This window comes from Agrobacterium sp. DSM 25558, from assembly GCF_900100825.1.
Classification (GTDB): domain Bacteria; phylum Pseudomonadota; class Alphaproteobacteria; order Rhizobiales; family Rhizobiaceae; genus Agrobacterium.
This window is the reverse complement of the sequence record NZ_FMUD01000028.1, coordinates 26,633-48,117: the sequence shown is the minus strand read 5'-3', so window position 1 is coordinate 48,117 and position 21,485 is coordinate 26,633. Positions and strand designations below refer to the sequence as shown.

Genomic DNA, 21,485 nt, shown 5'->3' with positions numbered 1-21,485 from the left:
TGCCATGCCGGGAAGAGATTGCAGGGTTGCGCCGGGGCTGGAAAACGTGATGATCCCGCGCATCCCGAAATAAAGTGATGAGCGAGAACATGTCCGCCAAATTCGATATATCCTTTGCCAACTCCGCCACGCTCGAAAATGCCAGCGCAATTTTGCTGCAGGCTTCCGGCGAAAATGCTCCCGCTGGCCAGGCGCATGTCGATCCGGCAGGCATATTGGCCAAGGCCGCCAAGGTTTCCGGCTTTGCCGCCAAATCGATGAGCGTTCTCGATGTGCTTGCCCCGCAGGGCTCGGACGCGGATCGAATCACGGTGATCGGTCTGGGGAAAGTTGCCAAGCTGACCGCCCATGACTGGCTGCGCGCAGGCGGAACGGCTGCTGCCAATTTCAAGAAGGCCGAAAAGGTCGTCATCTATCTCGACGCGCTGGGTATCGATGTCGACGGCAAGGCTGCGGCGGATTTTGCCCTTGGCCTTCTGCTTCGCGCCTACAGCTTCGATACCTACAAGACAAAGAAAAAATCCGACGACGACAAGACCCCGAAAAATGTCGAGGTCATCATCGTGACAGCCGCTCACGCCGAGGCCAAGGACGCGTTTGTTACCGCCGAGGCTGAAGCGCAGGGCGTTATTCTGGCGCGCGATCTCGTCAACTTGCCGCCGAATGTGCTGGGCCCGGTCGAGTTTGCCGAAAAGGCCGAAGAGTTGAAGAAACTCGGCGTTGAGGTTGAAATCCTTGGCGAAAAGGAAATGAAAAAGCTGGGCATGGGTGCGCTTCTGGGCGTCGCACAAGGCTCGGTTCGCCCACCTCGTCTGGCCATCATGCACTGGAAGGGCGGCTCCAAGAAAGACGAGCCGATTGCCTTCGTCGGCAAGGGCGTCGTGTTCGATACCGGCGGCATTTCCTTGAAGCCCGGTGCCGGCATGGAAGACATGAAGGGCGATATGGGCGGCGCTGCCGCCGTGACCGGCCTCATGCACACGCTGGCGGCGCGTAAGGCAAAGGCCAACGTCATCGGCGTCATCGGCCTTGTCGAAAACATGCCTGATGGTAATGCGCAGCGCCCGGGCGATATCGTCACCTCCATGTCCGGCCAGACCATCGAAATCATCAACACCGATGCCGAAGGCCGCCTCGTGCTGGCGGATGCGCTTTGGTACACCAATGATCGTTTCAAGCCGAAATTCATGATCAATCTGGCAACGCTGACCGGCGCGATCACCGTGGCACTCGGCAACCTTCAGGCGGGCCTGTTTTCCAACGACGACGAGTTGGCCGAACGCTTGACGAGCGCGGGCAACACCACGCAGGAAAAGCTGTGGCGCATGCCGCTGGGCAAGGATTACGACAAGATCATCGACTCGAAATTCGCCGACATGAAGAACAGCTCGGGCCGTCTGGCCGGTTCGGTCACCGCCGCGCAGTTCCTCAAGCGCTTCGTGGGTGAGACACCTTGGGCGCATCTGGATATTGCCGGAACGGCCATGGGTTCGCCGCTGACGGAGATCAACCAGTCCTGGGGTTCGGGTTACGGCGTGCGCCTGCTGAATGAACTCGTTCGCGCCCACTACGAGGATTGATCATTGGTGGGCAAAGCGCTACTGGCACGACGATGACGGAGATACTGTTTTACCATCTGACCGAATCGAAGCTGGAAGACGCTTTGCCACCGCTTCTTGAAAAGTCATTGGAGCGCGGCTGGAAAGTCGCGGTCCAGACCTCGCTGGAGGAGCGTCGCGATTCGCTCGATGTGCATCTGTGGACATTCCGCGACGACAGCTTCATGCCGCATGGCACCGATCTCTCCGAAAAAGCCGCTGAACAGCCCGTCCTGCTGACCGCATCTGGCGAAAACCTCAACGCCGCCAACGTCCGCTTCATCGTAGACGGCGCAGAGCCACCCCCAATCGACAGCTACGAGCGCATCGTTTTCATGTTCGACGGTTATGACGCCGCGCAGCTTGAAGGCGCGCGCGCCCAGTGGAAAAAGCTGAAAGGCGAGGGCCATACACTGACCTACTGGCAGCAATCCCCGGAAGGGCGCTGGCAGAAGAAGGCTTAGGGCCGGAGCTTTACGCAGGGGGCTGCATCTTGAAGATCATAAAAAAATGGCCGGGTCATCCCCGGCCATTTCCGTTTCTCAATGCCTTGCAGTCTTACTTCTGCCCAGGCAACGCATAGGCAATCACGTAATCGCCACGATCCGGGGACTGGCGTGCGCCACCGGCGGAGATGACGACATATTGCTTGCCGGTTTTGGGCGACTTGTAACTCATCGGGCCGCCCTGGCTGCCGACGGGTAGGCGGGCTTTCCAGGCTTCTTTGCCGGTCGCCGTGTTGAAGGCGCGCAGGTAGTAGTCCTGTGTGCCAGCGATGAAGACGAGGCCGCCCTGGGTGGCGAGGGTGCCGCCGAGGGTTGGCATGCCGATGGGGATGGGCAGGCCCATCTTGATGCCGAGAGGACCGGTGTCTTCGACAGTGCCGACCGGCACCTGCCACTTGATCTTCTGCGTCTTCATGTCGATGGCGGTCATGGTGCCGAAGGGCGGTTCCTGACACGGGATGCCAAGTGCCGAGAGGAACCGGTTCTTGTTGACCGCGTAAGGCGTGCCCTTCATCGGCACGACGCCCATGACAGTGTTGGTGGCTTCCGAACCGCTGTTGACGGCGGTGGTCGGTGCCGCTTCCTGCATCTGGATCCACAGACCAAGACGCATGTCGTTGACGAAGATGGTGTTGGTTGTCGGATCGGTGGAGATACCACCCCAGTTCATACCACCCAGCGAGCCAGGGAAGTTGAGCGCCAGATCGGTGCCGGGAACGGTGTAGACGCCATCATAACGCATGCCCTTGAAGGCCACGCGGCACAGAAGCTGGTCGAACGGGGTTGCGCCCCACATGTCGCTTTCGGTCAGCGTCTGCGCGCCGATCTGCGGCATGCCGACGGAAAGCTTCTGCGTTGGTGCATAGGGCTCGTTCGCGATGTTACCCGGCTTGACGGGAACGTCGGCAACCTCGGTCAGAGGTTGACCCGTGGCGCGGTCCAGCACGTAAAGCTGGCCTGCCTTGGTGCCGAACACGAGACCGGGAACCGTTGTGCCATCGGCCTTCGGAAAGTCGATGAACGACGGCTGCATGGGCACGTCGAAGTCCCAGAGGTCGTTATGCACGGTCTGGTAGACCCACTTTTCGCGACCGGTGGAGGCATCCAGCGCCAACATGGACGCGCCATATTTGTGATCGAGCTGTGTGCGGGTTACGCCATAGAGATCGACTGACGGGCTACCGACTGGCATGAACACGGTGTTGGACTGCGGATCGTAGGACATCGCGGCCCAGACATTCGGCGTGGAGCGCGTATAGGTCTGGCCTGGAGGTGGCAGCAGGGTGATGTCAGGATTGCCGGGATCGAACGCCCAGCGCAGCTGGCCGGTGATGACATCGAAGCCGCGCATGACGCCGCCCGGCATGTCTGTCTGTACGTTGTCTGCAATACGGCCGCCAACGACGACGGTGGTGCCGGCTAGGGTTGGTGCCGAGGTCAGCACATAGCTTGGGTCCGGCGCATCGCCGAGGCCGATTTTCAGATCAACGCGGCCATTGGTGCCGAAATCCGGGCAGAATGCGCCGGTGTCGGCGTCCAGAGCGATCAGCTCGGCCGTGATGGTGTTCATCAGAATGCGGCGCTGGCAAAGAGCGCCTTCGGCAACGGTTGCTGCCGTCACAGGCGTGGAGCCGGGAACGCTTGGCTGATCGACCGGGCGCGTGGCATCGAAATAGGCGAGGCCACGGCAACGCATCCAGACGGATGACTTGGCGTTGATCTCGTTCTTCCAGATTTCCTTGCCGGTATCGGCATCCAGCGCGATGACGTTGTTGTGCGGTGTGCACAGGAACACGCGGTCGCCCACCTGCAATGGCGTCTGCTGGTCTTCGGCACCACCGCCACCGGGGCTGATGGGCGTATCACCGGTGTGGTAGGTCCATGCGACCTCGAGCTTGTCGATGTTATCACGGTTGATCTCATCAAGCGCCACGAAGCGGCTGCCACCGGGCGTATTGCCGTAATGTTCCCAGTTCTTCTGCTCTGTCTGCGCCGTAACCGGCGTCAGAGGCGGAACGTCGCCGCTGGCAACAACGGTTGGGTGCGGCACGAACATGCCAGCCATGCCGGCGGCCGATGCGGCACCAAGAACGAGCGCCAGAATGAACGAGCCTGCATAGGCCGGTGTTTTTCCAGCAGAGCGCCGCAGTAGGGGAACGGAAAGCGCAACGACTGTCGCGCCCACTGTCAAAGCGAGCAGGCGGGAAATCAGCGGCCAGTATTCAAAGCCGACATCCCAGATGGCCCATGCCAATGTGCCGATGAAAACCAGGGCGAAAACGGTCGCTCCAAGCGGTTTGCGCAGGGCGATAAGCAGGCCGCCGAGAATAAGGGCGACGCCGGAAATGATGAAATAGAGGCTGCCGCCCAGCATGGCAAGCTTGCCGCCGAAATAGGCGAAGAAAATACCCGCAGCGATGATAACGAGGCCGAGAAGTGCCAGCCATATTTTTGAAAGTGCGGATAAGGGTTTTGGTTGATCAACCATCAAGAGTTCCTGACTGTTTAAGTTTTGCAGTCAGACGAAACGCATGTTCGCCCACGTGGCGCGCAAAGGATTTCGGTCTGACAGGTGGCACATGATCTTGAGCCGCCAGGAGGCTGCTGTGACAGGAAATGGGCCAGGCTGAGAAGCATGCTGTCCATGATAACTTTCCGCAAAGGGATATATCGGCGGGCCTTGGCAAGCCGCGTAAGGGCTGGCTTTCAGGCGGCGATATGTCCCGTCAAGATCCGAGGTTCCCTCGCAACCCCACTCCTCCAACGGATTGGTACGGGCGTTTGGCTTTCACCAAGCCCTGTGGGAATACGCCCCGCCGCAGACGTTAACAAGGTGAAAAACACAGAGTTTCGCCTGAAAAAACCGCCATAAGCGACTCTTTCCGCTCACTTTCTCCGGATATCACGGCTTTTTGAAGCAGGAAGCCGCCTGTGGGAAGATCGAGGCGTGGGGCGTATCATATTAAAAACCTACGAATCAGTCGGTTTTAGAAGCAGGCAACGAAACAAGATTGAACTCTGCGTGGCTTCTCAGTTTAGTCTTCTAATGTAGTGCGTTAATAAAAATGCTGTATGCAACACTCAACGAACGGAGCGTTGCGCGACAGTCGAGGAGAATGAAATGGGTCAATCCGCCCCGTGGCCGGTCAACGAGACAGAGCGTCTCGTCGCTGTCCGGTCCATCCTGTCTCTTGGGTCCGGCCCCACCCCGGAGCTCGCAGCCCTTTCCGAGCTGGCAAAAGGCGTGTTCGACATGGCGCGCGCCGCCATCCATATCGTCGATGAGGACTGGCTGCGGATTGCGCATCAGGCGGGCATTCAGGTCAGCGAATGCTCTCGCGATATTTCCATCTGCACCCGGGTCGTTTTGTCCAACGACGTCCTTGTCGTTCCGGATTTGAGTGCGCACCCGGAATTGCGTGGTTTTCCCTATGTCGAAGGCGGGCCGAAATTCCGGTTTTATGCCGGTGCGCCCATCGAGCTCGAGCCGGGATTGACGGTCGGGGCATTCTGCATTCTCGACACGTCTCCGCGTGAGTTGAAACTAGGCGAAGTGGAAAGTCTCAAACGCTTCGCTGTTCTGGCAGCGGCGCTGCTGCGCTTACAACATGCCAATTTTACCATGAGCCTTGCCGAGCGCGCCTTGCGCGATGCGGCCATGACCGACCCGCTGACGGGTTTCTATAACCGCAAGGCACTAAGCGCGCTGGTGGATTCGCAGATGTATGCCGCCTTGCAGTCCAACGAGACGTTCGGGGCGCTTTATCTGGACATGGACGGTTTCAAGACGATCAACGACACGCTGGGCCACGGTGTCGGTGACCGTGTTCTACATGAGGCTGCCTGCCGCATCCGCGATGTCATCCGCTCTGAGGATATTGCGGTGCGCATGGGTGGGGACGAGTTTGCGGTGTTCATTCCGCGACCAGCCGGTTCGCATGTCATTTCAAAGCTGGCAGAGCGGTTGCTTGAAGCCTTCCGCCAGCCCTTCAACATCGATGGTCGCCTCATCAATGCGCCACTCAGCATTGGCGGCGCGATTGCACCGCAGGCGGGGCAGGATTGCGTTTCGCTGCTGCAAAGTGTGGATGAAGCGCTATATCAGGCTAAGAAGGATGGGCGCGACCGTTTTGTCAGCCGCGCCATCTGACCGATCAATCGAAGAATGAATCCACGAATTTGTGACGGCCGAGCAGGAATGCATCGGCCACATGCATCAGTGGAGCCAGATCGACATCCGAGGTCTTGGCCTTGATGATTTCGGCAAAACGTTCGTAGAGGGCAGGGTACTCGCGCTCCGGTTCGGACAGTTTCTGCTCGCCAGCGATGGAGAGCTTTGCGCCGCCTTCGGACAGAACCATCTGACCGGCTTCGGTTTCTGCCACGATATCCCAGCTCTGCTTGCCCGTCTGGAGCCAGTCGAATTCGGCATGTACAGGCATTTGTGTTACATCCGAGAAGTGGATGTCTGCGGCAATCGGCGCATCGCGGTTCTCAGGGAATTCCAGCGTGGCCTTGGTGATGAACAGTGCGCGTGGCAGGATGTGGGTGATGATCGACAAAGCATTGATGCCCGGATCGAACACACCAAGACCACCCGCCTGCCAGATCCATTCCTGGTTCGGATGCCAGTGGCGTACGTCTTCCTTCCAGATGACGTGAACACTGTTGATCTTTGTGGAGGCGAGGAAGCTCTTGGCGGCTTCGACGGCTGGCGCATAACGCGAATGCCAGCTGGCAAACAGCGAAAGCCCCTTGGAATCGGCCAGACGCACCAGATCCTGCACTTCGGACAGTGTCGCACCCGGCGGCTTTTCAAGGAAGACATGCTTGCCTGCATTCAGCGCGGCGTAAGCTGCGATGTAACGGTACTGCGGCGGCATGCACAGCGATACGGCCTGCACATCAGGCACGGCTTCGAGCAGCGCTTCGATGGTGCCGTAGGAGGCTACGCCATCCACCGTGCCATGGCGACTGGCGGTGGCAATCAGATCGAAATCCGGATTGGCGGCAATGGCTGGAAGGTGCTGATCACGAACGATTTTGCCGACGCCGACGATGGCGAGCTTGGTAGCTGACATGAAAGAAAACCCGTCTGAATGTTTCACTCGAATAATATTACTTTATCGAGTTCTATCAGAAACATCGGAGTGGGCAAGGGTGGCGGTTATAGTAGTGACGCTGCGGATTTGAAATGTTGTAGGGTGATAACATGCTGCCTCTGCTTGGACTTGATCGGGAGCGGCAGGATGGGAAAAGGCAGCCGCAATTGCATGGCTTAGCGTCTTGGTTCTCCCCGCCGGGGAGACGGTGGCCCGAAGGGTCGGATGAGGGGGTTAGCCCTCCTGATACGTTGACCCTTGCCCCTCATCCCGCTGCCGCGACCTTCTCCCCCACGGGGAGAAGAAACCAAGACGCTAAAGCCGTGCCATATGAGATTCCCTAAAAAATCAGCAGTCACGACTTTACGCTTTTCTCCTCGTCAATCCAGCGAGGCAACAAGCAGCGGTTTATGGGCCGGTTTCTTGTAAATCAGATGCACCACCTTGTAGCCTTCCGCGCGCAGCTGCGTCAGTAAGGCGGGCAACATGGCGGCGGTGCGTCTGTGGATATCGTGCATCAGGATGATGCCGCTGCCGCGATGGCGAAGGGCGGCGATGGTGCGTGAGGCGACGACGGCTGGCGAATCCTTGAAATAGTCTTTCGAATCGATCTGCACATCCATGATGACCATGCCGCGATCCGAGATCATGCTGCGCAAACGGCCGTTATCGGCAAGGTAGGGGAAGCGGAAGAAAGAAGCCTCGGTGTCTGTCGCCGTGGCAACGGCTTTCGATCCCTTCGACACCTCAGCAAGAGCGCGATCGAACGACATGGCTCTGAGATTGGGATGGCTGAAGGTGTGGCTGCCGATGCTGTGACCGTCAGCCACGACCTTTCTGGCGATTTCGGGATGCGCCTGCGCCATCTGGCCGACCATCAGGAATGTCGCCTTCACGCCGAATTCATCCAGCGTTGCCAGAATGCTCTCGGTCTTGCCCGGAACCGGGCCGTCATCGAAGCTGAGCACGACTTCCTTGTTGGCCAAGGCGATGTCCTTGACCGACGAGACGTAGATGTCGCGCCCGGCAAGTCCCCTCGGATTGCGAGGATGCATCCATGCCGTCGGCGAAAGCGCAACGGCATCACCGCTGACAGATGGGGCAGCAGGCATAGTCGCAGCGAATGCGGTTTTCAGGGAGCCATCAGGCTGTGGTTTTCCGGCGCAGCCGGTTAGGCAAGCCGCAATGAGTGCAGCGGCAGAGAGGTGGCGGAAAACCATGGTGATTCTCGGAATATGCAGGAATGAAACTGCCGAGAATTTCTACGATTATGGTTAATGGCTGGTTACCAAGGCGCTACGAAAAAGAGACTTCGATAGAGAGGCGACAGAACTAACCCGCCATCGCCTCTTCATACTCGCTGGAGAGCATCAGCCAGTGCTCTTCCGCATCGGCCAGCTTGGCAGCGGCTTCACCACGTTCCTTGACCTTCAGCGCAGCCTTGGCGGGCCCTTTTCGTAAAGGGTGGGGTCGCCAAGTTCCTTGTCCAGCGCCTGAATCAGTTTCTCAAGCTTTGCCGTCAAGGATTCGACTTCGTTGATCTTTTTGCGAAGCGGAGCCAGCGAGGCGCGCTTTTCGGCATTCGCCTTGCGCTGGTCCGCTTTTGAAGCGCCGTCGACTACGACTTCAATTTTTTCGTCTTTTTTTTTACCCGAAGATACAATCAGATCGCGATATTCATCCATATCGCCTTCGAACGTCGTCACCGTACCGTTGTTGACGAGCCAGAGGCGGTCGACGGTTGCTTCGATCAGATGGCGATCATGCGAGATGAGGATGACGGCGCCGTTGTAATCGTTCAGCGCTTCGATCAGTGCGCGGCGGCTGTCGATGTCCAGGTGGTTGGTCGGTTCGTCGAGGATCAGCAGGTTCGGCGCGTGGAATGCAGCCAGACCCATTAGCAGGCGTGCCTTTTCACCACCCGACAAATCCTTGGCGGGCGTCGCCATCTTTTCCGTTGCCAGACCCATCTGCGCGACGCGAGCGCGGACCTTGGCTTCCGGTGCCTGTGGCATAAGCTTGCGCACATGCTCGACCGGATTGTCTTCCGGCACGAGATCATCCAGTTGATGCTGGGCGAAGAAGCCGATCTTCAGCGATGGTGCCAGCCGCAGATCGCCGCTTTCAGGCGCAAGGCGGCCCGAGATGAATTTGGCGAAGGTGGACTTACCGTTACCGTTGGAGCCCAGTAGCGCAATGCGATCATCATTGTCGATGCGCAGGTTGAGGCCCTTGAGAATCGGGTTGCCCGGCTCGTATCCGACCGCACCGCCATTGATGGCGACGATGGGCGACGCGGGCTGTTTTTCCGGTTCCGGGAAAGTGATCGGCTGGACGTGATCTTCGATGACCGAAGACACCGTTCCCATGCGCTCCAGCGCCTTGACGCGGCTCTGGGCCTGCTTGGCCTTGGAAGCTTTGGCCTTGAAACGGTCGATGAAGCTCTGCAAGTGCTTGCGCGCCGCATCGTTCTTAACCTTGGCCTTGGTCTGCAACTCGTCGGCTTCTGCCTTCTGGCGCTCGAACTGGTCGTAGCCGCCGCGATAGAAGGTCAGCTTCTTCTGGTCCAGATGCACGATGGCGTTGACGGCGTTGTTGAGCAGATCGCGGTCATGGCTTATGATGATGACGGTGTAGGGATAGCGGCGGATATAATCTTCCAGCCACAAGGTGCCTTCAAGATCGAGATAGTTTGTCGGTTCGTCGAGCAGCAGCAGGTCCGGCTCTGCGAACAGAACGGACGCCAGTGCCACGCGCATGCGCCAGCCGCCCGAAAAGGACGAGGCAGGGCGAAGCTGGGCATCCTGATCGAAACCCAGACCTGCCAGAATGCTGGATGCGCGGGCTTCGGCCGAATGCGCATCGATATCGACAAGACGCATCTGGATATCGGCAATGCGGCCCGGATCGGTTGCCGTCTCCGATTCCAGCATCAGTGCGGCGCGTTCCTTGTCGGCGGCCAGCACGATGTCGATCAGATTTTCTTCCGTGGCCGGTGCTTCCTGCGCTACCTGTCCCATGCGGGCATTCTTGGGAATGAAGACCTCGCCGGTCTCAGCACCAAGGTCGCCGGTGATGATGCGGAAAAGGGTGGATTTGCCCGCGCCGTTACGGCCAACAAGGCCAGCCTTCGTGCCCGCGGGAAGCGAGACACTGGCGTGATCAAGGAGCAAGCGCCCGGCAATACGGGCGGAAACGTCTGAAATGGTAATCATGGCGCCGTTTTGGCCGAACTCATGTCTGAACGCAAGAGCGCGAAAGCCACAGTTTCAACGGTTTATGCGCCGATCTGCATCAGGTAGCTGTTGCGAGAGCGTTGGGCCACTTCTCTGGAATAGGGAATGACGCAATTGCGTGCGCCGCTGCGGGCTGCAAGAAGCGCAAGCTCTGCATGACCATAAAACTCCGCAGCACTTGCCGTGCCTTCGGACGCGGCAACGCCCATCGAAACGGTCAGATGCTCGCCATCGCCTTCTTTCGTGGCGAAGCGCAGGTTTTCAACGGTGTGGCGCAGCCGCTCTGCAATGCTTTGTGCCGTGCTTTGCGAGACGCCTGAAAACAGGAATGCGAAGTCGTTTCCGCCGATGCGGGCAGCAAAGTCATCCTTCTTGATCGACTTGCGGAACAGGGCTGCCAAGCGCCGCAACGCCTTGTTGCCAGCAATGGTGCCGTATTTCTCGTTGATCTCGCGGAAGCGGTCGATATTGACCAGCACCAGGCAGACAGAGGTATCACCCTCAGCTTGGGAAACTTCGGCGAGCTTTGCCAGAAACGCGGCGCGGTTGGGCAGAGCGGTCAGAGTATCTTTCAGGGATGCTGCCTGAAGCTTATGACTGTTGCTTTCCTGCTCGCGGATTTTTTCCAGACCCTGACGCACGAAGTTGTGGAGGCTTGCCTGTTCGTGCTGAATATCCAGGAGCAGTTCCGCCAGATATTCCGGGGTCGTATCGGATACGGGGTGATTGGATATGGAGGCGAGCAAGGCTTCGGAGCGCTCCAGAGCAGCGGAAAGCCGTGCCGATATCTGCTCGATTGCGGTAGCTGCTTGCGATGTCGCATGGGCCGCGGCCATGCGCGAAAAACTCGGCAGATTGTGCTTGTGGCCGATCATGTCGATATCATGCTGCTGCGGCGCGTTGCCGAGTGCCAGAATATCATGGCCCATGGCGGCATTGTGCCCAGAAAGAACTTCAAAGAACAGCTCGTAATTGCGGGGCAGCGGCGCAAGGTTCATCTTGGTGATGAACTGCGTGATCTTGGTGACGATGAGGCTGCTTCTGGACGTGTCCCGGCTTTTGTTACTGGCTGGTATTGTCATGCCAACGCATCTCCACACACATTACCTGCTGGCTCGGCACGGCAATATTGACCTTATGTCCATGTTTTGGTCGAGAGACTTTAAAATACCATAAATGAACTGTGCCAATTATAAGTGGTGTCATCATGTACGCGTGTGATGCCTCCCATCAGTCTTAATGATTTGATTATTGGCAGACCCGCTGATTTTATGGGGACGCAATTTCGCATAAGGGAAGGACCGGCTATGACATCCAGAACCCTCTATTCGCTCTGCGGCAGTGACGACACGCGCCCCTTTTCTCCCCATTGCTGGAAGACGGTTCTTTCGCTGGCGCATAAGGGGCTGGATTTCGAGGAGCGTCCGCTGGCATTTACCGCCATTCCGGGTGTGGAAAACGGCTTCTCTAAACTGGTGCCGATCCTTCGTGATGGCGACCAGTTGATCAAGGATAGCTTCGACATCGCGCTTTATCTGGATGACGCATATCCTAACGCGCCCTCGCTGTTCAACGGGGAGGGCGGAAAATCGCTGGCCCGTTTCGTTGAAAGCTGGTCGCAGACCCAGCTTCATCCGGCCATCGTCAAAATTGCGGTTCTCGATATTCACGACATGCTGGACGAGACGGACAAGACGTATTTCCGGGAAAGCCGAAAAGCCTTCTTCGGTAAATCCATCGAGGAGATCGCGGCGAACCGGGAGGAAGAGATTGCTGCCTTTCCGGCAAAGCTGGAGCCGATCCGCCGCATGTTGTCTTTCCAGTCCTTCATCGGCGGGGATAGTCCGTTGTTTGCCGATTACATCGTTTTCGGTGCGCTGCAATGGGCGCGGGTCACCGCCGGTGTTGGCTTGTTCGGGCAGAAAGACCCGGTGAGCGACTGGTTCGAGCGCTGCCTCGATCTGCACGGCGCACGGGGGCGCAGTGTGACAGCGGCATGAAATGTGCCGCCCCTGTAGGCAAATCCGGGCATCCCCCTTGTTTTCAGGCCTACGGGCGGTTAAACACCGCCCACTTTCTTTCAAGGACAAGGATACGGACACATGGCGATTGAACGCACATTTTCGATGATCAAGCCGGACGCAACCAAGCGTAACCTGACTGGCGCTATCACCAAGGTATTTGAAGACAACGGCCTGCGCATCATCGCGTCCAAGCGCGTCTGGATGAGCAAGCGCGAAGCCGAAGGCTTCTACGCCGTTCACAAGGAACGTCCTTTCTTCGGCGAACTGGTTGACGGCATGACATCTGGCCCGACCATCGTTCAGGTTCTGGAAGGCGAAAACGCAATCCTCAAGAACCGCGAAATCATGGGCGCAACAAACCCTGCCAACGCTGACGAAGGCACCATCCGCAAGAGCTTCGCGCTGTCCATCGGCGAGAACTCGGTTCACGGTTCTGACGCCCCTGAGACAGCAGCGCAGGAAATCGCCTACTGGTTCGCAGAAACCGAAATCGTCGGCTGATTCAGGTGTTGAAGCGGCGGAATCGTTTTGTGAGACGGCTGCTTTAAGGTGATGAAATGATTTGGAAAACGGGGCCGTGAGGCTCCGTTTTTTTGTGCGTGTTTGGTTGGTCGGCGGGCGTTTTGCCGCGTGGCTTACCCCCCTCTGGCCTGCCGGCCATCTCCCCCACAGGTGGGGAGATCGACTCGTGGCGGCCACTCGGCCATCTCTGATGTCGAGATCGAAGTGGGTGTTCGCGCCCAGCTGATCTCCCTCCTTGTGGGGGAGATGGCCGGCAGGCCAGAGGGGGGTAAGCCACACGGCACAACACCAGCTTTTCAGCCAGTCGGACACCCCGCAGCCGCCCCCATATCCATGCTCCCATCCGCCTTAAACACCTCCGGGTTGGGCGTATAAAGTGGCCCAACCACCAGCGGCTTTGCGGGCAGCAGCGACTGGTCCGTATCGGATGTAATGCTCGTGTCGATGGTCTGCATCACATGCCCGTCCGGCGCTTTCAGTCGTATCGTCACCCTATAGGCACGGCCTTCTTTTACGCATTCCACTGGCGGGCTCTGCAAAACGATTTTCGGGCTTTTGGGAAACAGAGGCTCATTGATAGTGAAAGCTTCTCCGCCGCGCGGGTTTTCGAAGCTGGCTTCGATGCTGCTTCCCTCCCTGATCGGCGCGGTCGGCTGTAACGTGACAAGATATGTCGCGGTTGCCACGCGGTAATTGAAGACGAACATGCGGCCGGAAACGCTGACGATTTCTCGTTGCTCTTCCCGCTGGCAGGCGCAGAGCGAGAGAGTAGCGATGGCAAGGGCAACAACCGTCTTCAAGACGTCGTCTCCTGTTTGCGCCGGTAATGTTTGGCCGCCTTTTGGCGATTGCCGCAGACGGCCATGTCGCACCAGATGCGGCTGCGGTTCTTGCTGCGGTCTATGAACAGCCAGCCGCAATGACCGCAAATCCGCAGACGTGCGCGATTTGGCCCGGCCATGAGGTTCAGCACGGAGCGGGCAGTTGCTGCTTCAAGGCTGTGTTTGGCAGGCGCGTTTTTAAGGGCCGTGGCAGAGGCGGTGAGAAGGTCGGCCAGCAGGTTGTTTTCGTCCTGCCCTGTTTCGATCAGTTGCCGGAAATATCGGTCCGTCGCTTCGCGCAGATCGATCAAATGCTTTGAAGAGGAGGGCGCGGTGAGTACAGGGAAAGTGTCCCGTTCCGCCGACAGCCTGGTCGCCGCCTCGCAAAAACTGTCCAGTTGTTCCGGCACCGCAAAGCGATCCACTGATTTCTCGGGGTCAAACCGCAGAATGACGCTGTTGGCGACATCAAGCGCCAAAGCTCCTCCAACGAAACGATGTGGTGTCCAGCTAAACGTCATGCTGCAATTATAACTGTCAAAAAGTGTTTTACCAGTTATAATAAATGCGGGTGAGGGTTGGGCGTGGCATATTTTCTGCAACAGCTTTTGAACGCGGTTCCGGTGGCTTCGCTCTATGCGGCTCTGGCCTTTGGTTATGCCATCGCCTTTGCCATAACCAAGCGAGCAGATGTCACCTACGGTGCGATCTTCGCTTTTGCCGGTCTCACATGTCTGTTGTTCGCGGATTTTGGTTGGAACCAGCTCTGGCTGATCTTGCCTGCGACTTTGGCGCTTGGGGCAGCAGCGGGCGTTCTTGGCGGGCTCTGGGCCGGGTTCTTTATCGGTCGGGGCGTGATGCGTCCGCTGGCCAGTGCGTCGCCCAATGCGGTTACAGTCGCATCCATCGGCGCGCTCATTGCGCTGATGGAAAGCGCGCGGCTGGCGGCAGGCACGCGCTCCCTTTGGCTGCCGCCCATTTTGAACGATACTATTTACGTCTGGCGCAACGCGGATTTCGCCGTCACGACCACGCCGATGCAGCTCATAAATTCTGCAGCGTTTCTGGCACTGGTTGCTGGAGGATACGTCGTCCTGCAAAAAACCAATGCCGGGAGATACTGGAAAGCCGTAGGGGAAGACGCATTCGCTGCGTCGTTGCTCGGGGTCAATGCAAGGCGGGTGTTTCTGGTGTCCTATTGCGCGGCGGCATTGTTTGCGTCGATCTGCGGTGTGCTCGCCACCTTCTACTATGGCAATATGGATTTCGGCGCTGGGCTGGTCTTCGGCTTGAAAGTGGTGCTGATCTCAGCTGCGGGTGGATATACCAGCCCGCTCAAATGCGCGGTAGGAGCGGCGGCCATCGGCTTTGCCGAAACATTCTGGGCCGCTTACGGCCCGGTCGCGTGGCGGGATGCAGCGGTGCTGACGATGCTGATTCTATGGCTGATCGTCATGAGACGCGAGCGGGATGCGCCCTAGCGCCATTTGTCTTTCGCCGTATCATCTGCATCCTTGGCGGTAATCCACTCTCCGGATTTTCCGTCCTTGCCATGCTCCTTCTTCCAGAAGGGCGCGGAGGTCTTGAGATAGTCCATCACGAAATTCGCGCCGTCGAAGGCTGCTTGCCGATGGCGGGATGCGGCTATGACGAGGACGATGTTGTCTCCGGTTGCGATCTTACCATAGCGGTGGATGGCGGTGAGGCCGAGAAGCTGGAAGCGCTCGATGGCGAGCTTGCCGATGCGCAGCATTTCGGCTTCTGCCATGCCGGGATAATGCTCCAGTTCCAGCGCTGAAAGTGCGCCGCCATCGTCACGGCACAGGCCGGCAAAGGTCACGACGGCTCCGATGGTCTTGTCTGTCTGCGTCAGCAATCTGGTCTCGGCAGCGGCATCGAAATCTTCTGCCTGCACGCGGATGGTCGGTTCGATGGTCATCATCTTCTGGCCAATTCGGACGGGGTGCATTTTTGCTCGATTGTCCAAGAGTGGACGCGGTCTGTACCACCCACTCCCTCATTCCTGTGCTTGTCACAGGAATCCAGCCACGCCGTGTCTACGCCGTGAAGGGAGCTTTTTTCGCGCCCAAAGACTTGGGCGCACTGGATTCCTGTGACAAGCACAGGAATGAGGGAGAAGGAGAAGGGGGCGAGCCCACCCATTGTCTTCAACCGCCCGTCATAGGCGGAAAGATGCCGATTTCTCGCGCGCCGAGGATGCTTTCGTCGTGGTCGATATGTTCCTGATTGACCGCAACGCGGATGACATCGGGGAATTCGAAGGCTGCTTCGTATTCCTCACCCAGCGTGGTGAGATAGGTGATCAATTGCCGCGCGGTCGTGATGTCGGCGGGCAGGTCGATATCCTCTTCAGATTTTCCGATTCGCTCCCGCACCCAGGCGAAATAAACGATATGGACCATTATTCCGAGTCCACGATGTGCTTGAGGCCAGCCTTGAAATAATCATAGCCGGTATAAATCGTCAGCGCCGCCGCAATCCACAGCAGGGTGATGCCGATTTCGGTGGTGTAGGGTAGGACCTGATCGCCTGCCGGACCGGCGAGAAGAAACGCGATGGCGACCATCTGGATGGTGGTTTTCCATTTGGCGATCTGCGTGACGGGGACGGAAACCTTTAGCGCCGCGAGATATTCACGCAGGCCGGACACCAGAATTTCACGGCAGAGAATGGTGATGGCGGCCCAGAGCGACCAGCCGGCAATGGTGCCGTCTGCGGCCAGCAGCAGAAGAATCGATGCGATCAGCAGCTTGTCCGCGATAGGGTCCAGCATGCGCCCGATATTCGACGTCTGGTTCCAGATGCGCGCGAGATAGCCATCGAGAAAATCCGTCAGCGAGGCGATGATGAACAGCCACAGCGCCGTCCAGCGCGCGAAATCCGAACTTTCGAGCTTTCCTTCGATGAAGAAACACAAAACAATGACCGGAACCGCGAGAATGCGGCCATAGGTCAAAAGATTCGGGATGTTGTATGCGCGCGAAGCCATGGGGAAACCTGTCAGTCTGTATGCAGCGTTGATGCAGCCCTAAGAGGCAAGCGTCAACACCCTATTATGTTTTTTTGCGGGTGCGGCCCGAAAGCACGGGCATCAGTCTTTGCCGCTCTCGTGGAAGTGATTGTAAACCATCCGCGCCACCGTCTCGGAAATGCCGCCGACGGCCATAAGGTCGCTCAAGGCCGCGCGCGACACAGCCTTTGCCGTGCCGAAATGCTGTAACAGCGCGCGTTTGCGACCGGGGCCGATGCCGCTGATCTCATCCAGCGGGTTCTTGATCAATTCCTTCTTGCGGCGGGCGCGGTGGGAGCCGATGGCAAAACGGTGGGCTTCATCGCGCATGCGCTGGATGAAGTACAGCACCGGGTCTCGTGGCGGCAGCGAGAAATCGCTGCGCGTATCGGTAAAGAACCGCTCACGCCCCGCATCACGGTCCACGCCTTTCGCTACACCGATGGCGGTGACGCAATCGCGAATGCCGAGCTCGTCTAGAATGGTGCGCACCGCCGATATCTGGCCCTGGCCACCATCGATGAGGATGACATCCGGCCATGCCGGGAAGGGCATGTCGGCGGCATCTTCCGGCGAAACAGCTTGTGTGCGGTCCGGTCTTCCCTCTTCCTTCAGCAGACGGGAGAAGCGTCGCGTCATCACCTCACGCATCATGCCGAAGTCGTCGCCAGGTGTGATGTCGGTCGATTTGATGTTGAACTTGCGGTAGTGGGCTTTGGTAAAGCCATCCGGCCCCGCCACCACCATGCCGCCCACGGCATTGGTGCCCATCATGTGCGAGTTATCGTAGATTTCGACACGGCGTGGCACATAGGGCAGGGCGAAGGTCTCGGCAAAGCCCTTTAGAAGCCGGGCCTGCGACGATGTTTCCGCCAACTTGCGGCCATGCGCCTCACGCGCGTTGCCCAGAACGTGAGCCACCACATCCTTCTTCTCACCGCGTTGTGGCACGGAAATCGTGACCTTATGGTTGGCCTTCTCGCCAAGGGCTGCGGCCAACAGTTCCTGTTCCTCTACCGTCTCGGACAACAGGATTTGCTTTGGCACAGGTTTGTCATCGTAAAACTGCGCCAGAAAGGCGTTCAAAATCTCGGAGCCGGGAAGCGAGGGATCGGCCTTCGGGAAGTAGGCACGGTTGCCCCAGTTCTGCCCGGTGCGGAAGAAGAACACCTGAATGCAGGAGACACCGCCTTCGTGGTGAATGGCAAACACATCCGCTTCATCGATGCCGGCGGGATTGATACCCTGATGGCTCTGCACATGCGAAAGTGCCGCCAGCCGGTCTCGGTAGATCGCTGCGCGTTCGAAATCGAGGTCTTCAGACGCCTCGTTCATCTGGGAGGCGATCGTCGCCTTCACGCTCTGGCTCTTGCCTGAGAGGAAGTCCTTCGCCTCTTGCACCAATTCGGCGTAACCCTCATCGCTGACCTCGTGGGTGCAGGGGGCGGAACAGCGCTTGATCTGGTGCAGAAGACAGGGGCGGGTGCGGCTTTCGAACACGCTGTCGGTACAGGTGCGGATGAGGAAGGCGCGTTGCAGCGAATTGATCGTGCGGCCGACGGCACCGGCGGAGGCGAAAGGCCCGAAATAATCGCCCTTGCGTGCGCGTGCGCCGCGATGTTTGAAGATGGCGGGCGCGCGATTGTCTGAGGTAATCAGAATATAAGGGAAGGACTTGTCGTCGCGCAGCAGGACATTGTAGCGCGGACGCAGACGCTTGATGAGGTTGGCTTCCAGCAACAGCGCTTCGATTTCCGTGCGCGTGGTCACGAATTCCATATGGGTCGTGAGCCGCACCATCTGGCCGATGCGGTTGGAATGGAAACGGCCTTGCGCATAGTTGCCGACGCGCTTCTTCAATGAGCGCGCCTTGCCGACATACATCACGTCGCCGGCATCATTGAACATGCGGTAGACGCCGGGGCTGTTGGGCAGGTGTTTGACGAACTCGCCGATGAGATCCATGCCCTTGAGGCCGGATTCGTTTTTCCAGCCCGCATTCCAGTCCATGGACGCAGCCGAGTATTCCCCTGCTACCTCGAGAGTGGAGGGGGCCACATCGTCTTCATCATCGTCGTTGTCATCGAAGAGAACACCGCCATCGGGCAGCTTCTTTCCGTTCATTCAGGTATCTCCGCCACATCTGGGGTTTCCCAGCCAAGGTGCTGGCCACCATCCAGTGCGATCATTTGGCCGGTCATCGACGGCGTGTCATACAAAAAGCGAATGGTCCGACCGAACTCGTCCGGTTGCGGCCCACGCTTTAATATAAGGGCGTCGATCTGCGCCTGAAAGTGCTCAGGCTCCTGTCTTTCACTTTTAAAGGACGGGCCGGGGCCGATGGCGTTGACGCGTACGCGCGGCGCAAAGCTCTGCGCCATGGTTTTTGTGGCCGTCCACATGGCGGATTTCGACAGCGTGTAGGAATAGAAACGGGGCGTGAGCGCCAAAACGCGCTGATCGATGATATTGACGATGAGGCCCGACGCATCCGTCGGCAATTGCCGCACCAGCGCGGCTCCCAGAATGGAGGGCGCGCGGACATGGACGGCAAAATGTGCATCGAATGCCGACGAATCGAACTCATCGGCGCTGTCATGACGGAACACGGATGCGTTATTGACGAGGACTCCGATGGGGCCAAGCGCCGAATTTGCGCTTTCCATCAGTTTTTCCGTCGAGGCCGCATTTTCGAGGTCCGCCTGCACAACGGCCGCTTTTCCACCTTTTTGCCTTATTGTCTTAGCGAAATCCTCCGCTTCATTGAGCGAAGAGCGCGCATGCAGGCCAATCGCGAAGCCTTCTGCAGCAAGATACTGCGCTATTGCGCGGCCCATGCGACGCGCAGCCCCGGTAATCAGTACGGTTTTTGGTATAATCTCGTTCAAAGCTGATCTACGCCCTGCTGATGTCTCATATAACCAAGGATATAAGTCCAAAGGGCGAGTTTTGCACAGCGTGAGGGTTGATTATACAGAATTATCCCCGCCCGATGCATGCGAAGTAATTTAATTTAAATACATGTAAAAAGCCGCTCTTCTCAAGTTAACGGCTCATTATCCTTAATAGATTTTTGTGTCATTTTAGCAACGTCCCATTTCCGTCACGTCGCTGCCCCAATCAATTCACATTTTGGCTTTTTGATCTCCTCAATCACCCATCATTTTGATCATCAGTCGGGCAAGGGAACAAACTGTTTTACACCGCGTTTGGGAACAAGTGTTTGAGCACCCCGCGGGTATGAAAAGGAGAATAGCATGCGTACTATCGTTGCAACACTTATGGCGACCACAATGGCAGCTGCGGCGTTTTCGGCAGCAAAGGCAGCCGACGCTGTGAACGAAGTGCCGCAGGCACCTGTCGCTTACGAGCAGCCAGCACCGATCAGCAACTGGTCTGGCGCTTACCTCGGTGCCACCGGTAACTACGATTGGGGCCGATTCACCGGCAATGGCGGCGATCGTGACGCCGACGGCTTTGGTGGTGGTCTCTACGGTGGTTACAACTGGCAGAGCGGCCAGATCGTATACGGCGCGGAAGCCGATGTTAACTACGGTGACGAAAAGGGTTCTGCTGGCGTTGGCAACCTCGGCGAGTCTCTCGAAGGCAAGCAGGGCGTCAACGGTTCGATCCGTGCCCGCGTTGGTTACGACATGAACCCGTTCCTGCTCTACGGTACAGGTGGTCTGGCGATCTCTGACCAGAAGGTTAGCAACTCCACGTCAGACGACAACGCAACAGCACTCGGCTACACAGTTGGTGCCGGTGTAGAAGCCATGGTGACCAACAACATCACGGCTCGCGTCGAATACCGTTACAGCGACTACCAGAACAAGGACTTCACGCTTGACACAGGAACCGTATCTCGCGGCTTCGACGATCACAGCGTTAAGGCTGGTATCGGCGTAAAGTTCTAATCCCATCTGGGATGAATGTTAGAAGCCGGGGTTCGCCCCGGCTTTTTTCGTTTTTGTTTTACGGTGGCAAAAAGCAGATGTAGCGGGACGGTTAAAACCGTCCCCTTTTTTCTGTCTTAGTCTGGCGCTCTCATCTCGGCATAATCCTTGAAGCGCTTGCCGAATGCGTTCGGCCATTCCGCCAGCGTCTTGCGGCCATCAGCCCACTCGCCTGCAAAACGCAAATCGAGATAACCGATCATCGCCGCAAGCGCGAAGTGACCGCCGTGCAGCTTCTTGCCTGTTTTTGGCAGGTTAGCATTCAGATAGTCCAGACCTTTGACCACCTTACCCCACTGCTTGTCGATCCATGGCTGGTGGACTTTGTCCTCTGGGCGGGAGCGGCGCTCATAGACGATGGCCAGAAGGCAATCCATGATGCCGTCACACAGCGCCTCCAGAATTTCGGCCTCCGTGCGCTTCTCTCCCTTTTTCGGGTAAAGCTTGCCGCCCGAAAGACGGTCCAGATAATGCATGATGGCGACGCTGTCATAGACCGAGCCGCCTTCATCCAGAATGAGCACCGGGATTTTGCCCAAGGGATTGTTGTCCATCAACGTTGCTGGCTGGGCGTTGGTATCGACACTGACGCTGGTCAGGTCGATGTCGAGATAACGCGCGGCCATGCGGACTTTCGCGGAATAGGGGGAGGCGGGCGAGTAAAGCAATTCCATGGATATTCTACCTCT

General features: G+C 58.0%; 19 protein-coding genes and 1 pseudogene. 7 read left to right on the top strand and 13 right to left on the bottom strand.

From position 1 onward, the window contains the following. The first annotated feature begins 89 nt into the window (after nt 1-89). A complete protein-coding gene (locus DSM25558_RS20565) occupies nt 90-1,580 on the top strand; it encodes a leucyl aminopeptidase (protein ID WP_077106576.1) in 1,491 nt (496 codons plus the stop codon). A 32-nt stretch (nt 1,581-1,612) separates the two neighbouring features. Next, nucleotides 1,613-2,062: a DNA polymerase III subunit chi gene (locus DSM25558_RS20560; protein WP_077106556.1), complete on the top strand. Its 450-nt coding sequence runs from the start codon at nt 1,613-1,615 to the stop codon at nt 2,060-2,062. A 94-nt stretch (nt 2,063-2,156) separates the two neighbouring features. Here DSM25558_RS20560 and DSM25558_RS20555 read toward each other — a convergent pair whose 3' ends face one another. Next, complete coding sequence (locus tag DSM25558_RS20555; protein ID WP_077106555.1) at nt 2,157-4,592, bottom strand: glucose/quinate/shikimate family membrane-bound PQQ-dependent dehydrogenase; 2,436 nt, start codon at nt 4,590-4,592, stop codon at nt 2,157-2,159. Nucleotides 4,593-5,225: 633 nt separating this feature from the next. Here DSM25558_RS20555 and DSM25558_RS20550 point away from each other — a divergent pair. Further along, on the top strand, nt 5,226-6,254 hold the full coding sequence (locus DSM25558_RS20550; RefSeq protein ID WP_077106554.1) for a sensor domain-containing diguanylate cyclase: 1,029 nt from the start codon (nt 5,226-5,228) through the stop codon (nt 6,252-6,254). 4 nt (nt 6,255-6,258) lie between these two features. Here the strand turns inward: DSM25558_RS20550 and DSM25558_RS20545 are convergent, their stop codons facing one another. From DSM25558_RS20545 to DSM25558_RS20530, 4 genes and pseudogenes are all read right to left on the bottom strand, one after another. After that, entirely contained in the window at nt 6,259-7,185 is a 927-nt protein-coding gene (locus DSM25558_RS20545; RefSeq protein ID WP_077106553.1) for a Gfo/Idh/MocA family protein, read from the bottom strand. 401 nt (nt 7,186-7,586) lie between these two features. After that, nucleotides 7,587-8,426 (bottom strand): polysaccharide deacetylase family protein, encoded by an 840-nt coding sequence (locus tag DSM25558_RS20540; protein WP_077106552.1) that lies wholly within the window; start codon nt 8,424-8,426, stop codon nt 7,587-7,589. Nucleotides 8,427-8,538: 112 nt separating this feature from the next. Beyond that, nucleotides 8,539-10,421 (bottom strand): annotated as a pseudogene (abc-f, locus tag DSM25558_RS20535) (ribosomal protection-like ABC-F family protein). A gap of 62 nt (nt 10,422-10,483) precedes the next feature. Then, a complete protein-coding gene (locus tag DSM25558_RS20530; RefSeq protein WP_077106551.1) occupies nt 10,484-11,524 on the bottom strand; it encodes a GGDEF domain-containing protein in 1,041 nt (346 codons plus the stop codon). 225 nt (nt 11,525-11,749) lie between these two features. Here DSM25558_RS20530 and DSM25558_RS20525 point away from each other — a divergent pair, with 225 nt between their 5' ends. Beyond that, on the top strand, nt 11,750-12,442 hold the full coding sequence (locus DSM25558_RS20525; protein ID WP_077106550.1) for a glutathione S-transferase family protein: 693 nt from the start codon (nt 11,750-11,752) through the stop codon (nt 12,440-12,442). A gap of 102 nt (nt 12,443-12,544) precedes the next feature. Next, the gene (gene ndk / locus DSM25558_RS20520; protein ID WP_045231849.1) at nt 12,545-12,967 is read left to right on the top strand and encodes a nucleoside-diphosphate kinase; all 423 of its coding nucleotides are present in this window, start codon (nt 12,545-12,547) and stop codon (nt 12,965-12,967) included. A 317-nt stretch (nt 12,968-13,284) separates the two neighbouring features. On the opposite strand, the gene DSM25558_RS20515 is transcribed toward ndk, so the two are convergent. Both DSM25558_RS20515 and DSM25558_RS20510 read right to left on the bottom strand, forming a co-directional pair. Beyond that, a complete protein-coding gene (locus DSM25558_RS20515) occupies nt 13,285-13,788 on the bottom strand; it encodes a hypothetical protein (protein WP_077106549.1) in 504 nt (167 codons plus the stop codon). Further along, the gene (locus tag DSM25558_RS20510; protein ID WP_077106548.1) at nt 13,785-14,330 is read right to left on the bottom strand and encodes a CGNR zinc finger domain-containing protein; all 546 of its coding nucleotides are present in this window, start codon (nt 14,328-14,330) and stop codon (nt 13,785-13,787) included. The genes DSM25558_RS20515 and DSM25558_RS20510 overlap by 4 nt, the downstream gene beginning before the upstream one ends. 63 nt (nt 14,331-14,393) lie before the next feature. On the opposite strand from DSM25558_RS20510, the gene DSM25558_RS20505 reads away from it, so the two are divergent. Beyond that, nucleotides 14,394-15,290 (top strand): branched-chain amino acid ABC transporter permease, encoded by an 897-nt coding sequence (locus DSM25558_RS20505; protein WP_077106547.1) that lies wholly within the window; start codon nt 14,394-14,396, stop codon nt 15,288-15,290. Here the strand turns inward: DSM25558_RS20505 and DSM25558_RS20500 are convergent. The 5 genes from DSM25558_RS20500 to DSM25558_RS20475 form a co-directional block, all read right to left on the bottom strand. After that, on the bottom strand, nt 15,287-15,742 hold the full coding sequence (locus tag DSM25558_RS20500) for a molybdenum cofactor biosynthesis protein MoaE (protein ID WP_077106575.1): 456 nt from the start codon (nt 15,740-15,742) through the stop codon (nt 15,287-15,289). The two genes, DSM25558_RS20505 and DSM25558_RS20500, sit on opposite strands and share 4 nt — an antisense overlap. A 235-nt stretch (nt 15,743-15,977) precedes the next feature. Further along, entirely contained in the window at nt 15,978-16,232 is a 255-nt protein-coding gene (gene moaD / locus DSM25558_RS20490) for a molybdopterin converting factor subunit 1 (protein WP_077106545.1), read from the bottom strand. Then, entirely contained in the window at nt 16,232-16,819 is a 588-nt protein-coding gene (gene pgsA, locus DSM25558_RS20485) for a CDP-diacylglycerol--glycerol-3-phosphate 3-phosphatidyltransferase (protein ID WP_077106544.1), read from the bottom strand. Before pgsA ends, moaD begins: the two co-directional genes overlap by 1 nt. A 102-nt stretch (nt 16,820-16,921) precedes the next feature. Next, entirely contained in the window at nt 16,922-18,964 is a 2,043-nt protein-coding gene (gene uvrC, locus DSM25558_RS20480) for an excinuclease ABC subunit UvrC (RefSeq protein ID WP_077106543.1), read from the bottom strand. Then, on the bottom strand, nt 18,961-19,728 hold the full coding sequence (locus DSM25558_RS20475; protein WP_077106542.1) for an SDR family oxidoreductase: 768 nt from the start codon (nt 19,726-19,728) through the stop codon (nt 18,961-18,963). The genes uvrC and DSM25558_RS20475 overlap by 4 nt, the downstream gene beginning before the upstream one ends. Nucleotides 19,729-20,097: 369 nt before the next feature. On the opposite strand from DSM25558_RS20475, the gene DSM25558_RS20470 reads away from it, so the two are divergent. Continuing rightward, nucleotides 20,098-20,757, top strand: a complete 660-nt coding sequence (locus tag DSM25558_RS20470; protein WP_077106541.1) for an outer membrane protein — start codon at nt 20,098-20,100, stop codon at nt 20,755-20,757. A gap of 116 nt (nt 20,758-20,873) precedes the next feature. On the opposite strand, the gene DSM25558_RS20465 is transcribed toward DSM25558_RS20470, so the two are convergent. Then, the gene (locus tag DSM25558_RS20465) at nt 20,874-21,470 is read right to left on the bottom strand and encodes a glutathione S-transferase (protein WP_077106540.1); all 597 of its coding nucleotides are present in this window, start codon (nt 21,468-21,470) and stop codon (nt 20,874-20,876) included. Between the last annotated feature and the right edge of the window lie 15 nt (nt 21,471-21,485).